Genomic DNA, 12,730 nt, shown 5'->3' with positions numbered 1-12,730 from the left:
AAGCCCCCTACCAGCGCGTTCGGCGCGGATAGGGGGCCTTGTTCGGGCTACTGGGCCGTCTCTGGGCCGTCAGGCTCGCGCGGGGCCGGGAGAAGCACCCGATCCACGGCCTTCCTCGTGCGCTCCTGGCTCGACGGCATCAGGTGCGCGTACACCCGCAGCGTCAGTCCGGGGTCGGCGTGCCCCAGGTACTCGCTCACGGCCTTGATGCTCTCGCCCGCGTCCAGCAGTACCGAGGCGTAGAAGTGCCTCAGGGCGTGCATGCCGTGTTCACGAGCGGACTCGTGCTTGCCGTCCGCTCCCGCTTTCGCGATCAAGCCAGCTGCGGCGAGGGCGGGCTTCCACTCCTGGACGTTGAAGTTGCTGCGCCAGACGAGGCCGCTCGCGGTGTTCGTGAACAGGAGGCGGGCCGACACCTTGGGGCCGTCCGGCTTTCGCCAGGGCAGCGTGATTTCCACTGGCTTGTAGGTGTCCATGTGCGCGCGGAGAGCTTCAGCGACGGAGGGTGGCAACGGCACGTCCCGCTCCTTGTTGCACTTCGGCGGAGCGAACACGGCCTTGCCCCGGATCAGCTTCACCTGGCGGACCACTCGGATGAGGCCGCCGTCGAAGTCGAGCGCGTCCTCAGCGAGCCCCACGATCTCGCCCTGACGCAGCCCGCACCCGGCACCCACGTCCACCATGGGCCGGTAGCGCTCGGGGAGGGCGGCACGGACCGCGTGAACCTGGCCAGGCAGCCAGGGCACAACGCGGCGTTGCTCGACCGCCGGCGGGCGGACGGACTTCGCGGAGCACGGGTTACGGGGCAGGAGCCCGTCGTCGACCGCCGCACTGAGCACGGCTCGTACGTCGCCGTAGATGTTCCGCGCATAGCCTCCACTCACGGCCGGGTCCTTCTCCAGCGCGCTCACCAGGCCGCGAATGTGCTCCGGGCGGAACGAGTCCAGTGGCCGAGAGCCGATCAGACGGAATGCGTGCAGGCGCAACCGCTGCTCGACCACCACCTGACTGGCCGGGTCGATGCCGTGAGTCTTGAGCCACTTCTCCGCGTAGCTCTTGAAGGTGATCCTTGCGGCGCGAGGGTCGATGTACCGACCGTGAGACATGTCCGACGCGATGTCGGTGAGCCACTTCTCGGCGAGGCGCTTCTGGCGGTCCGGGAAGCTCTTGGACTTCTCCGTGCCGTCGGGGCCGATGTACCGAGCGCGGTACCGCATGCCCGTGCCGTACCGGTCAGTCTTGACTCGTACGGCTTTCCCATTCGGGCCGATCTCGGTCTTGTACCAGCGGTCCTGGATGTGTCCGGCCATTAGGCGGCCTCTGCCATCTGTGAGTTGACCCAGGCGCGCACGTCGTTCGGGTCGAAGCGGAGGTGCCGGCCGACCCGGAAGCCGCGAGGGCCGGTGCGCTTGCGCCGCCACTGGTAGACCGTCTCGACGCTGGGGAGTTCGAACATCTCGACCAGGTCCTCAGGGGTCAGGAACCGGTTCGGCAGTTCTGAGGCCATGGTCAGTACGTCCCTTCGTGCGTGAGTTGGTCGCGTAGTGCTTCGCGGGCGGTTTCGCGGTTGGTCTGGAGTTGGCGGGCGATGGTGGCGGCGAGGGCGGATTCGCCGGGGGTGTGGCCGTGTCCGGCGTACTGCCAGTCGGCGAGGACGAGGACGGTGTCCGGCTCGGTGTCGTCCAGGCCCAGGGCCGTGCGCTCCTGGGCGGCGCGGTAGTCGGCGCGCTCCTGGCGGAGGGTGCCGAGGGTGGTGGAGTAGTGGCGGGACTTGGAGGAGAAGTGGCCGCGGAAGCCGAGCATGTGGGCCCAGGCCCAGAGGCGGCGGTCGGGGTAGAGCGGGTCGAGCGTCTTGCACGCATGGATGAGGCGGCGGGTGTGGTCGGGCACCTGGTGGCGGTCGAGTTCGGAGAGTTCGCCGATGCGGCGGTCGAGAGTGCCGGTGTTCTCGGCGGCCTTGGTGGCGTACTTCGCGACGTAGGAGGCGACGGCCTGCTCGGTGATGTCCGAGCCGTCACCGAAGGCCTTGACCGGCCGGACGTCGAGTTGGGTGCCCCAGCGGAAGGTCCGGGCGGGCTGGTCGTCGGCGGCCGGGACGGAGACCGAGGTGTAGGAGTGGGCGGCAGCTGCGCGGATGGCGTCGGAGAGGAGGTCGACCGTTGCCCAGACGGGCGGCGGGGTCTGCGGGCCGTCCGGGCCGTCGAGCCGGATGACGGCATGGAGGTGGAGAGCGCCGCGTTTCTGGAACTCCGCGACCTTGCCGTAGGAGACGCGGAGGTGGTCGCCGAGTTCCCGGCGTGAAAGGCCGGCGCGGGCGGCGATTTCGCGGCGGAGCCGGGTGGTGAAGCGCTGCCAGAGCTGTCCGGCGTGGTTGTTGAACAGGACGGCGCCCGCGTAGTCGTACGTCTCCGGGTCGAGGGCCGTGCCCAGTTCCGGGGCGTCCGGGGCGTGGTGAGCACCGCAGCCGCAGGCTCCGCGGTCGGGACGGTTGTGCACGCGGCCGAACGAAGGCGCGGTGAGCGTGGCGAAGACGCGCGGGTGGTCGCGGACCGTGGCGGGGATCTCGCGTCGGTCGTCTCCCGCGAGGCCCGCGCGGATGAGGTGGTAGGTGTCGCCCGCGTAGGTCCAGGCGCAGGCCGGGCAGCGGGAGGCGCGGCGGTTGCCGCAGGCGATGCGGAGGCGTCCGCCGGGTTCGTTGGCGGTCGTGTAGCGGTGCAGGGTCTCGCCGGTCGTCTTGTCCTTGTGGATCGTCCAGCCGGTGAGGTGGACGGGGTCGGAGCAGCCGCCGGTGCGGCGGATCTGGTCTTCCCAGCGCGTGTAGTCGGGAGCCGAAGCCACCCTCAGCAGGTCGCCGAGGGTGATCGGGTCGAGCAGGGTGTCAGGCACGGGCACCCTCCTGGACGCGGCGGGCGAGGACGGTGCCGAGGCCGTGGCAGGTGGGGCAGTGGGTGGTGATGGTGCGCAGGTGCCCGTGGGAGTCGCGGCCGCCGAGGGTAACGGCAGCGGAGGCGAAGCCGTTGCAGCTCGGGCAGATTCGTGGCGGAGGTGTGGTGCGGTGGGCCATGCTGAAGGTGCCTTTCGATCGAGGTTGGAAGGAACGGCCCCGGGTGGCGTCGTGCTTGGCGGCTTGTGCGCCACCCGGCGGCCGGTCAGCGGCGCTTGCTCTCGGAGGTGAGGAGCGAGCGGAGGACGACGGCGCAGACGGCGACCGAGGTGGCGGTGACGGCGACGGCCAGGAGCATGGAGACCAGGACGGCGCCGACGACCAGGACGACGGCGGTGCCGCCGCCGACGAGGGCGAGCGCGGTTCCGGTGAGCTGGACCGCGGGGCGGGAAGGCGCCGGGGCGGTCGGCGTGGGCAGCGGGGCCGGGGTCGTCGGGAGGATCGCTGTCGGCTCCACCACGACGGGCGGGGTGACCGTGCCGGTGGGCTGGGGCATGGTCGGCAGCTTGGGCCGGAACATGGGCGGTTCTCCTTTCGCGGGTTACTTGACGGCGGTGTCGATGGCGGGAGCCAAGAGGCTGTCGGCGAGGAGGTAGCCGCCGAGGAGGAGCACGGCCACGAGCCACCAGGGCGGGCGGATGAGCTTGACGCCGAGGACTCCGACGCAGAGCAGGGCGAACCAGAGGGGGACGTCCATGGCGGTGGCCTCCTAGCGGACCTTGCAGCGGTGGGTGCGGGCGGCGAGCTGGGCGGCGGACTGGCTGGAGTAGTCGGCGGACCAGCCGCAGCCGTCGGAGCTGCACACGGCGGCGTGCTTGGTCTGGCCGTTGCGGTCGCGGTGGGTGCCGATCTGCACCGGGCCGATCCGCATCACGGAGTGGAAGTGGTCACGAGCAGGCATGAGCTGTCTTCCGTTCTTGTCAGGCGAGTTGGGCGGCGATGGCGTCGGCGAGTTGGGGCGGGACGCCGAGCCGGACGCGCAGGGTGTCGGTGTCGATCGGGACCCCGGTGCGGACGCGGTGGTCGTCGGCGACCTTGCGGGCGTGGTCGACGAGCGCGGCCGGGACCGGCGGGGCCGGGTCGGCGGCCGTGAGCTGCGGGGGCTCCTCGGCTGCGGCTGGTACGGGCTCCAGGGCCGGGCCGGGTTCTGTGTTGAACTCGGACTCGGGCACGGTGGGTTCGGCTACGGCGGCGTCGGGCGCCGGCGCTTCCGGTGCGCGGTCCGCGGCCGAGTGGGCGAGGAGTGTGCCGCCCATGAAGGCGAGCGCGGGCCAGGCGGCGACGAGGATGCGCAGCCAGGCCGGGACGTCGGTCAGGTCGAGGAGTCCGGCGGTGGCGACGTTGGCGCCGAGCGAGGCGAACAGGGCGATCACGAACCAGCACCAGGCCAGCCGGGACGGTCCGTCGGTGCGCAGGCGGCGCCAGGCGGCGACCAGGAGCAGGTCAACACTGATCGGGTAGGCCCAGGCCTTCCAGCCGTCCTGTCCGGCAGCGGCGGCGAGGTCGTGGAGGTGGGCGAAGGACAGGGCTCCGGCGATGACGGCCTGGACCAGGACGGCGTCGACGCGGACGGCGGGGCGGGCCATCAGGCGCCGCCGGGGTAGTCGGGGCCGTCGGTCGGCTCGTAGCCGGTCGGGGGTTCGGGGAGGGAGGCGGCCAGAGACGGGCTCACGGCCTCGATGAAGTCGAGGTCGGCGCCGTCCGTGTCGGCGTAGAGAGCGATTTGACCGAGCAGCAGCACGGTGCGGGCGAAGTCCTCGCAGTCGGGGCACATGGCGGGGGTTCTCCCTTCAGCAGGCATGGAGGGGGTAGGGACCCGGCGCGATGCGGTCGCGCCAGCCGTGGCAGTGGGGTTGGTCAGGCCGTGGTCGGGAGGGACTCGACGACCGGGGCGTCGACGGGCTTCGGCAGGCCGAGAGCGGGACGGAACGGCGCGAGAGCGGGCAGGACCGGGGTGCGGTCGGCGTGCTTGTTGCAGATGTTCACGGCCTGCCGCAGCGAGGTGTGCGGGGCACGGATGCGGTGCCAACCGCCGGTCGAGTCGCCCGCGATGGCCAGACCGCGCGCCTCGGCGGGGATCTGGATGGCGGCGAGGACGGCGTCCGGGGCGATGTCACCGAAGGCCATGTTGGCGCTGGTCTCGTCGTTGACGCGGTGCGCGGTGCGGGCGGTGAGCTGGGCGCGGAGCATGGTGATGCCCTTGCCGAGTTCGGAGCCGAAGCGCTGCCCGCAGATTTCGAGGTAGATGCCGGCCGCACGGCCGAGCTGGGCGAGACGGACCAAGGCGGTGATGATGCGGTCCCGTCGCTTCTCTTCCTCCTTGCTGGCGTACATGGCGAGTTCGGCAACTTCGTCGACCAGGACCACGACGGGCACCGGCCGTAGGTCCTCGGGGAGGTCCCAGATGTCGGCGGCGATCTCGGCGTCCGGGACATCGGCGGTGATGCGCTGTTCAGCGCGGATGAGTTGGTAGACGTCCTCCATGTGTGACACCAGGGCATCGAGCAACTCGGCGGCGGTGTCCTGGTCGTCGGCGAGAGCGGAGAACCGGCGCGCCAGCGGGTACAGCTCGACTCCCTGCTTGCAGTCGATGCCGACCAGGGCCACCCGTTGCGGCGCGAGAGCGGCGACCAGGTTGCGCTGGTAGACGGACTTGCCAGACTCCGTGGCGCCGAGGGTGAGCGCGTGGGGTATCGCGCGGTAGTCGCGGTAGTGGACCGAACCGTCTTCGCGCAGGGCGACGGGAACGCGCATCGGGCGGGTGTCGGCCTGGGCGGGCATCTGCACCCGCTTGAGCACGTCGTAGCCGGTCATCCGCAACTCGACGACGCCTGAGCGGATTCCGCGCGAGGTGACGCCGTACATTCCGAAGGAGTGGCGCAGCCGGTCCGAGGCGGCGGCGACGTCGAAGGCGTCCTGGCCGGGCCGCAGTTTGAGCCGCAGGACGAGACCCGTCCGGGTCGGCCGCAGCCGCATGATGCACGGGGCACGGGACTCGGGAGCAGGGCGGTCGGTCATCCGGGCCAGGGCCAGGCGCCAGCGGGGAACCGGAACGGTCAGGCCGCAGGCGTCCATGACCGAGGAGTAGCGGACCAGTACGCGCATGGTGGCGAGGGTGACCCCGAAGGTCAGCCAGTACCAGGCGGGGCGCCGCCACCGCAGGAGACCCGCGGCGGCGACGACCAGCACCAGCGCGACCGTGAAACCGGTCATGATCAGGCCGCCTTCTGCTTCGCGGCACCAGCGACGAGCGAGGTCACCGCGACCGCGCGGAACGCGATGCCGTGCCGCTTCTGGCCGTTGAACTCGTTCTCCCAGGGACGGGCGATCAGACCCGTGAGCGCAACCGGGGTCCCCATGGTCAGGTCACCGGCGATGCCGGTCTCCGGGACGGTGACGGAGAGGATCTCCACCTCGTCGTTGGCCGCGAACATGACGTCCACGGTCATCAGCTTCGCGCCGGTCTCGGCGTCGGTGGCGATCTCACCGGTCCGGCGGTCACGGACCTTGGGCTGCGGGTTCTTGGCGACCATCACGGTCGCGGCGGAGGTGTCGACGGGAATCTGACGCACGGCAGAACACTCCTCTATAGAGGCTGGACTCCATCACTCATGTACATGAGTGACATGAAGAAGAGCGCATCACTCCTGTACATGAGTCAACCCGCCGCGGCTCAGAAGTCGCGACGGGTTGCGGGAAGTTGAGTGCGCGTCAGTCCGCGGCGGGGATGCGGTACTCGAAAACGAACTGGTCAGCGGCCATGAGCGTGTCGCAGACCTCGACCACGCGGCCTTCAGTGGTGCGAGCCTCACGCACCAGATGCACCACGGCGGCCCCGGCACTCAGCGCCAGTTCGGATGCCTCCGCCTTGGAGGCCTGACGCGCTTGCAGCGTCTCTACGAACTCCGCGAACTCGTGGCCGTGGTCCTCAAGTCGGGCGTAGATGCCACCGCCGCCGGGGTTCTCGGCGAACAGTTCGGGGATCTCCTTCACCACGTCCCAGGGAAGGTAGGAAGTCGCGGTCTCGACGGGGGTCCCGTTACGGAAGTAGAGCCGTCGCCGGGCAAGCACCTGGGTGCCGGCGGGGATGTCCAGCCGCTGTGCGACGTCCTCGGGGGCGTCCATGGGGCCGATGTAGAGGACGCTCACCTTGGCGGTAGCGCCGGACTGTGCCGACTCGGCGAGGTAGGCGGCCTTGCCGCCCTGTCGATGTGAGCGGCGGAAGCGGTCGGAGGAGCGGTGCCGTACCGGCGGCCGATCCTTCACGATCGAACCCTTGCCGTGCCGCGTCTCGACGAGCCCGCTTGCCCGCACCTCCACCATGGCCTTACGGATCGTGCCCCCCGAGACGCCGTAGCGCTCGACCAGCTCCGACTCACTCGGCACCATGTCACCAGGCTTGAGGACACCAGCCCGGATCTGCTGGACAATCTCGTCGGCGATCTGCACGTACCGGGGTACGGACCTCTCACCTCCTGCTGCGGTTCCCATAGACCTTCTCCGCCTCCTATGCTCCTGTACATGAGTGAATCACAAGGAGCAACGTCCGCGCCGCTGCACTCGGTATCCGTAGCCGGGGTGGTCGTACGCGAAGACGGTCGGCTTCTGGCGATTCGCCGCGCCGACAACGGCACGTGGGAGCTGCCCGGCGGAGTACTCGAACTCGACGAGGCCCCAGAGGCCGGCGTAGCCCGCGAAGTGCTGGAGGAGACGGGCATCCACGTCGATGTGGACGAGCTGACCGGCGTCTACAAGAACACGACGCGAGGCATCGTGGCCCTGGTCTTCCGCTGCAAGCCGTCAGGCGGCACCGAGCGCACGTCGAGCGAGTCGACAGCCGTCGAGTGGCTCACGCCCGACGAGGTCAGCGAGCGCATGTCCGAGGTCTTCGCGGTCCGCCTCTTGGACGCCCTGGACGGCAATGGTCCTCATGTGCGGAGCCATGACGGCAAGCGGCTCATCCCTGCGGGATAAGACTTTCCCTACTTCATCAAGGCGGCTCGCTCCGCTCACCGCGCGCGGCCCGGCCCCCGGCCGGGCCTGCGCTCCTGTCTCCGCCCCGCTCCAGCCCGGCCGGCGCCCGGGCCGCGCTCACAACAATCAGCCACTTGCCGTTAGACAAGGGGTACATCGTGGTTGGGGCGGTCGGCTCCACGGCCCTTCTTCCCACGCTCAGTCAGCTCGGGCGCTCCGCTTGTAGGACCAATTCCGAGACGCCCAGCGCACCGACAAGCAGCAAGCCATCCAACACATCGAGAAGTTTGGCGCGTACCGCGGGCGTAGGTGACGCGTAGCCTCGGATCACGAGCTGACCTAGATATCGAGCATCCGCGGCCGCGCCGGTTCGAATGTCCGCAGCGCCCGAACCGCTCTCTGCGAGGAATCGGTTAGCGCACTCAAAAACTAAATCATCAACCCTATCGGGGGCATCACGCAGGGTGATGAGAAGCTGAGTCGAGGCGTCACTAAAAGCGGGAGAGGCAATCAAATCTTTGACGGGTCGAGAAAGAGGGCGAAGGCGGTTCCCTCGAACGGCAGCAGCAAACGCCGCAGCCGACTTCCTTACTTCAGGTTCCGGGTCGCGGACGAAATCAGTAAAAGCTGCACGCACTAGAGATTTTTCACCCACATTCGCAAGGTGATGAGCACACACAGTTGCCGCCCCCTTCCTAGCCGATACATCACCTCCAGCATTAACAGAGGTCAGCAAATCCCCATTCTCCCAATATGCTGCCGCGAGCGCTGCAATTTGCCCCCCCACTTCGCGAACTTTCGAATTTTCTGAATAAAGCATGCGTTGAACGATTGGGTGCAACACTTGGAAGTCGCTATGACCGATAGCAAGCATAAGTTGCACGACAGGACGTGTAGCGAGCAAGCTGTCATCAGCCTGAATTAGTTCACCGAAGGCCTCTATGGCCTGATTCCGAGCATGGCGCAAAGAGGCGTGAACGAGATGGGCCACACACGCGCGGACAGTCAGAGTGGGGTCGTTAACCAAGGGCCGCAGCGCGGGCGATACTAGTGCAGTAAGAGAGCCGTCGACATCATATAGGAGAATATCACCCAATACCTCAACCGAGCTTCCGCGAGCTGAATTGAATCCAGAGGTCCAAATATCCTCAGCCGATGATTCACCCTGATCAGACCGTCTAATAATCAAAGTCTCATCAACCGGATCTACTGCAGATGTTGCGCGACCTATCAACATCTCAACCAAATCGATGGGGACATCCCGCAGATATCGCCGGAGACCATACCCTAGCCACCGGTCGTTATCTGGATTTCCAAGCTGAGCAATATGTCTTACAGCGGAAAATACTGGACTCGGATCAGTCAGAGGAGCCCCTTCCGCCAAACCCATCAAGATGGAGTCACTATAAGCCGGGTTAACGGATTCCGTGATCCGCAATGCAAGTTTAGCGAAACGAGCCGGGTCCTGCTTCGTCTGCTCCTTCAGGACACTCGCCAACTCGCGAGCGCCGCCAGTTAAATTCTCCCAATCCCTGCGATCGCCATCATATTTCTGCATGGCACGCAACCAGTGATCATCATTCATTCGATTTGCGGAATCCGACGAAATTGGTGAACCGATGAAACCACCTTTAATTCCTTGAGGTTTCGCTGGCTCGTCGGCTCGATGACGACGACGCAACTCGCCCAAACGTCGACGTCCATCCACTGAAAGTCGGCTTTCAGGCACCGCCGACAGCAGCGTAAATTGATGCCACCGTGATGATTTAGCACTTTCCCATGGGAAGCGGACATCAAGAATCTCAGTCTCTAGCTCCTGTAGCATACTGTCGGGAAGGAACTCGGAGACAGCCAAAATGAGCTCACGCGTCTTCCAAACAGCGCCAGACCGAGGATACCCACAGATGAGCCTTTTCGTCCCTCCTAGCAGCAACTCCGCAGCCCACATTGCGTGCACCTGCTTTGCTGCTATCAGACCTTCGTACAGCAACCACTGAGCAGTCTCATGTACGTCGTTCGCAAGAGACCGCAGAAAGAATTCGGCGTCCTTAGGTTCGCCTTGCACCTTCCGTAATGCAGTAGCTGCCGCTTCGAGTATCGATTCCTCAAGCTCCCGAGTGACAGATTCCGGAAGCCGGTTAGAGAATTGCCGGTCTAGCCGCGGCCACCCCTCGCGATCGGCTTCTTCCGTTGCCGACATCACTCGCAACAAATAGGGGATAAGCAGCTCACAAAACCTTTTCGGCGCTCTTTCAGCAACGGACAGCACCATTTGATTAAGACCGTAGTCGCTATCATCAAGCGCGGCGATCTTTCCTGTGCCGCTGAGTTTCAACGCATCAGGGCGCTCGGAGAGGTGTGCATGCAGCAACTCCACGGCCCACTCAGGCCGGCGCTCATTAAGCCCATGAGCTGCCATCCAAACGGAGTCAGAGGAATTGCTGTATGCGCCACTACGGACAGCATCAAGTAGTAGATCAAATAGGGCTCGACTGGTATGGAGAGATGCCGCATGCACCATCCACAGAAGCCACGACGCATACTGCGGTTCGTCTTTACGTGAAGACAATATCTCAGCGATACGGTCCGGATTCCCTACCGCACCACCAGACATCACTTCGAGGGCAAGCGACTTTTCGGAGTCTGCACCATCAAGCCATTGCTCAATATCCCCCTCCTCGTCGATCCTGCTGAACCAATGCGAGGTTCTTAGCGCTCTGTGTAGCCTCTCACTCCAAACCGGATTTTCCGCAAGTACGCCGTTAACAGCATCCCACTCCGCAGATGTAGGGGCACGCAAGGTAGCGATTAGAGAAAGGGCCACATCTTTGATATGAAAGCGGATGTCATCATGGAGGAGCAGTGATTGCATCTCAGCTGGAAATCGATCGGGATCCGCTTCTCGCAGGTGGGCCAGCACCTGTCTCACTTGCGCTCTCCTGAATAGTTCTTGCTCGCTGCTCAACAAGAAACCTACGAGAGACTGATTGCGGTCGACCCACACGCGAGCGAAGGTGTAATCAAAAAAGGTTTCATGGAAGAATGCGATCTGCTGGCCGTCTCTGACCAATACATGCTCCGACACCAATACTCCCGCGTCGAACGCCAAGTCATTAGCATCCAATACCGTCACTGGCACAGAGAGACGCTGCCGTGCGCTGATTGCTTCAGCGAGAGTTGAGACGACCTCATGGAAACGCACTGATTTATTCCGCTGGGCACAGTCCACCAACTTGCGCTGCCAGTAAGCATCGAAAAGATGTTTGGTGGACTCGAATGTTAACGCCGCTGAATCATTACGAACATGGCTGAGCAATACAAGATTCAATGGTGCACGAAGCAGTTTCCTCTGCTGCTGGTTGAGAGTACCAGTCGAGATCCTCATAGCCTCCAGAGCGGCAGCTATTTGATCGTCAGTGAGGTCCGCAACTTCGATGTGAGCCCATCGCCTCTCGTCCACCAACTCGCGGATGCGATAGTCGTTTTCGACATCAAATCTTCGGCAGGCTAGGACAACATGCATTCCAGGAAATGCTTCAGCCTCTCTTACCAGATTGGCAACGGCATCGAAGTTTAGCGGCATTCTTCCTGAGGCTAGACTGACTGCGTCCACTTGGTCGACGAGCAGAATGCACTCTCCGCTTCCCGCCATCGACGCCAAGGCGGAAACCGGCGACATCTCAAGGCCTATGGCTTTGCCGAGTTCAATCGTGGTCGCAAAGTTTTCAAGCCTATCAAGCCGGAAGGCCAAAATAGGTTTATCAAGAGCACGGATGCGTTCGTAAAACTGATGGAGAACAGCACTTTTTCCGCCGCCAGCCGCTCCCATCAATAGCGTCAGACTCTTCGGACTGGACGTTACCTCCAAAAGGCGACTGGCCTCTTCTCTTACGATCGCAGGGCGCAAAAACTCGCGCTCAACGCTTGCAGCCCATCCCTCACTGACAGTCTGCACTTTTTCGCTGATGCTTTCTGACCGATGACTCGATGCTCGCCGAAGTCCATACCGGCCCAGTCGAGCCTCAATGGCATTCCGATGGAGCTGCACACCTAGACTATGGAGAGCCATATCCCCTAGGCCGACCGCCGCCAAATTCCCGGCAGCACCCTCAAGAAGGAAGTCCGCCAGTGTCGCATTGGTCCTAATCAGCTCTTTTTCATCATGCCAAGAAATGTAGAACCCCTGAAGAACCTCCCACGCCTTTTCAGTCGAGCCAAGAATTCCAGGCTTAGCGAGCTGATCAAAAAGGTCCCTGAGTTCCTCCGAGGTGAGCCAGTGGTCTACGAAGGCCTTAACGTCCTTCGATCGCTGTGCGCGTTCCGCAAGCTCTTGCAGAGGTCTAGCTGGCAGTGTAGATACGAAGTGGAACTCACGACCAGATTCGACATGATGCCGAGCATCGGTCCAAATTCCCTTTTCTAGTAGGCTGGCTACTGTCCATGCATTGATGTTGCGATTCTGCCGTTTAAGCTGATGGACCTCTTCGGTGCTTCCATGTAGGTAGGTGAACTCAGCGCCCTCTTCGCGCGTTGGGTCGGCATCTTCCAGGGTGATGGATTGCCCATCACCGTGAAGAATCAGGAGCATGTGCCGAACCACCCAAGCACCCTCGTATCGGTTGCCGAACTTGTCGGTCTCACCGCCTGGTCGAGGGCTCATGGCGTTCTCCTAGCAGGTCTACAACTAAGACGGCATCTCATTTGGTGAGTCTGTGCGACGATTCGTCGGCCAGTGGAAAGTCATGAGTGGGGGCGAAGGTCGATGGAGTACATCAATCTTGATGCGCAGGTCGGCGACCTGTCAGGGGTCTT

14 protein-coding genes are annotated in these 12,730 nt (G+C 64.4%); 1 reads left to right on the top strand and 13 read right to left on the bottom strand.

Going from position 1 to position 12,730, the window contains the following annotated elements; translation table 11 throughout:
• Nucleotides 1–47: 47 nt before the first annotated feature.
• The 12 genes from QC282_RS22355 to QC282_RS22300 form a co-directional block, all read right to left on the bottom strand.
• Nucleotides 48–1,310, bottom strand: a complete 1,263-nt coding sequence (locus QC282_RS22355; RefSeq protein WP_279551323.1) for a site-specific integrase — start codon at nucleotides 1,308–1,310, stop codon at nucleotides 48–50.
• Nucleotides 1,310–1,507, bottom strand: a complete 198-nt coding sequence (locus tag QC282_RS22350; protein WP_279551322.1) for a helix-turn-helix domain-containing protein — start codon at nucleotides 1,505–1,507, stop codon at nucleotides 1,310–1,312. The genes QC282_RS22355 and QC282_RS22350 overlap by 1 nt, the downstream gene beginning before the upstream one ends.
• A 2-nt stretch (nucleotides 1,508–1,509) precedes the next feature.
• Nucleotides 1,510–2,886: a replication initiator protein RepSA gene (gene repSA / locus QC282_RS22345; RefSeq protein WP_279551321.1), complete on the bottom strand. Its 1,377-nt coding sequence runs from the start codon at nucleotides 2,884–2,886 to the stop codon at nucleotides 1,510–1,512.
• Nucleotides 2,879–3,064: a hypothetical protein gene (locus tag QC282_RS22340; protein ID WP_279551320.1), complete on the bottom strand. Its 186-nt coding sequence runs from the start codon at nucleotides 3,062–3,064 to the stop codon at nucleotides 2,879–2,881. The genes repSA and QC282_RS22340 overlap by 8 nt, the downstream gene beginning before the upstream one ends.
• Before the next feature lie 85 nt (nucleotides 3,065–3,149).
• A complete protein-coding gene (locus QC282_RS22335; RefSeq protein WP_279551319.1) occupies nucleotides 3,150–3,464 on the bottom strand; it encodes a SpdD-like protein in 315 nt (104 codons plus the stop codon).
• A gap of 21 nt (nucleotides 3,465–3,485) precedes the next feature.
• Nucleotides 3,486–3,641, bottom strand: a complete 156-nt coding sequence (locus QC282_RS22330) for a hypothetical protein (protein ID WP_279551318.1) — start codon at nucleotides 3,639–3,641, stop codon at nucleotides 3,486–3,488.
• A gap of 12 nt (nucleotides 3,642–3,653) precedes the next feature.
• Nucleotides 3,654–3,845, bottom strand: a complete 192-nt coding sequence (locus QC282_RS22325; RefSeq protein WP_279551317.1) for a mobile element transfer protein — start codon at nucleotides 3,843–3,845, stop codon at nucleotides 3,654–3,656.
• A gap of 19 nt (nucleotides 3,846–3,864) precedes the next feature.
• Nucleotides 3,865–4,530, bottom strand: coding sequence for a DUF2637 domain-containing protein (locus QC282_RS22320; protein ID WP_279551316.1), 666 nt, complete (start codon nucleotides 4,528–4,530; stop codon nucleotides 3,865–3,867).
• Nucleotides 4,530–4,718, bottom strand: coding sequence for a hypothetical protein (locus tag QC282_RS22315; protein ID WP_279551315.1), 189 nt, complete (start codon nucleotides 4,716–4,718; stop codon nucleotides 4,530–4,532). The genes QC282_RS22320 and QC282_RS22315 overlap by 1 nt, the downstream gene beginning before the upstream one ends.
• A gap of 83 nt (nucleotides 4,719–4,801) precedes the next feature.
• Entirely contained in the window at nucleotides 4,802–6,157 is a 1,356-nt protein-coding gene (locus tag QC282_RS22310; RefSeq protein WP_279551314.1) for an FtsK/SpoIIIE domain-containing protein, read from the bottom strand.
• A 2-nt stretch (nucleotides 6,158–6,159) separates the two neighbouring features.
• On the bottom strand, nucleotides 6,160–6,516 hold the full coding sequence (locus QC282_RS22305; RefSeq protein ID WP_279551313.1) for a hypothetical protein: 357 nt from the start codon (nucleotides 6,514–6,516) through the stop codon (nucleotides 6,160–6,162).
• Between the two features lie 139 nt (nucleotides 6,517–6,655).
• Nucleotides 6,656–7,435 carry a GntR family transcriptional regulator gene (locus QC282_RS22300; protein ID WP_279551312.1) on the bottom strand — a complete coding sequence of 260 codons (780 nt, stop codon included), beginning with the start codon at nucleotides 7,433–7,435 and terminating at the stop codon, nucleotides 6,656–6,658.
• An 18-nt stretch (nucleotides 7,436–7,453) separates the two neighbouring features.
• Between QC282_RS22300 and QC282_RS22295 the strand changes: the two genes are divergently transcribed.
• Nucleotides 7,454–7,918: an NUDIX hydrolase gene (locus tag QC282_RS22295; protein ID WP_279551311.1), complete on the top strand. Its 465-nt coding sequence runs from the start codon at nucleotides 7,454–7,456 to the stop codon at nucleotides 7,916–7,918.
• 202 nt (nucleotides 7,919–8,120) lie between these two features.
• Here QC282_RS22295 and QC282_RS22290 read toward each other — a convergent pair whose 3' ends face one another.
• Nucleotides 8,121–12,578, bottom strand: a complete 4,458-nt coding sequence (locus tag QC282_RS22290) for a hypothetical protein (RefSeq protein WP_279551310.1) — start codon at nucleotides 12,576–12,578, stop codon at nucleotides 8,121–8,123.
• Between the last annotated feature and the right edge of the window lie 152 nt (nucleotides 12,579–12,730).

It is taken from the genome of Streptomyces sp. DH24 (assembly GCF_029813775.1).
Classification (GTDB): domain Bacteria; phylum Actinomycetota; class Actinomycetes; order Streptomycetales; family Streptomycetaceae; genus Streptomyces.
This window is presented reverse-complemented; position numbering and strand designations above follow the sequence as displayed.

What these genes read in the sequence shown, in the direction of transcription:
- QC282_RS22355 (WP_279551323.1), bottom strand. Translation starts at nt 1,310, where the DNA reads ATGGCCGGACACATCCAGGACCGCTGGTACAAGACCGAGATCGGCCCG.
- QC282_RS22350 (WP_279551322.1), bottom strand. Translation starts at nt 1,507, where the DNA reads ATGGCCTCAGAACTGCCGAACCGGTTCCTGACCCCTGAGGACCTGGTC.
- QC282_RS22340 (WP_279551320.1), bottom strand. Translation starts at nt 3,064, where the DNA reads ATGGCCCACCGCACCACACCTCCGCCACGAATCTGCCCGAGCTGCAAC.
- QC282_RS22335 (WP_279551319.1), bottom strand. Translation starts at nt 3,464, where the DNA reads ATGTTCCGGCCCAAGCTGCCGACCATGCCCCAGCCCACCGGCACGGTC.
- QC282_RS22330 (WP_279551318.1), bottom strand. Translation starts at nt 3,641, where the DNA reads ATGGACGTCCCCCTCTGGTTCGCCCTGCTCTGCGTCGGAGTCCTCGGC.
- QC282_RS22325 (WP_279551317.1), bottom strand. Translation starts at nt 3,845, where the DNA reads ATGCCTGCTCGTGACCACTTCCACTCCGTGATGCGGATCGGCCCGGTG.
- QC282_RS22320 (WP_279551316.1), bottom strand. Translation starts at nt 4,530, where the DNA reads ATGGCCCGCCCCGCCGTCCGCGTCGACGCCGTCCTGGTCCAGGCCGTC.
- QC282_RS22315 (WP_279551315.1), bottom strand. Translation starts at nt 4,718, where the DNA reads ATGTGCCCCGACTGCGAGGACTTCGCCCGCACCGTGCTGCTGCTCGGT.
- QC282_RS22310 (WP_279551314.1), bottom strand. Translation starts at nt 6,157, where the DNA reads ATGACCGGTTTCACGGTCGCGCTGGTGCTGGTCGTCGCCGCCGCGGGT.
- QC282_RS22300 (WP_279551312.1), bottom strand. Translation starts at nt 7,435, where the DNA reads ATGGGAACCGCAGCAGGAGGTGAGAGGTCCGTACCCCGGTACGTGCAG.
- QC282_RS22295 (WP_279551311.1), top strand. Translation starts at nt 7,454, where the DNA reads ATGCTCCTGTACATGAGTGAATCACAAGGAGCAACGTCCGCGCCGCTG.
- QC282_RS22290 (WP_279551310.1), bottom strand. Translation starts at nt 12,578, where the DNA reads ATGAGCCCTCGACCAGGCGGTGAGACCGACAAGTTCGGCAACCGATAC.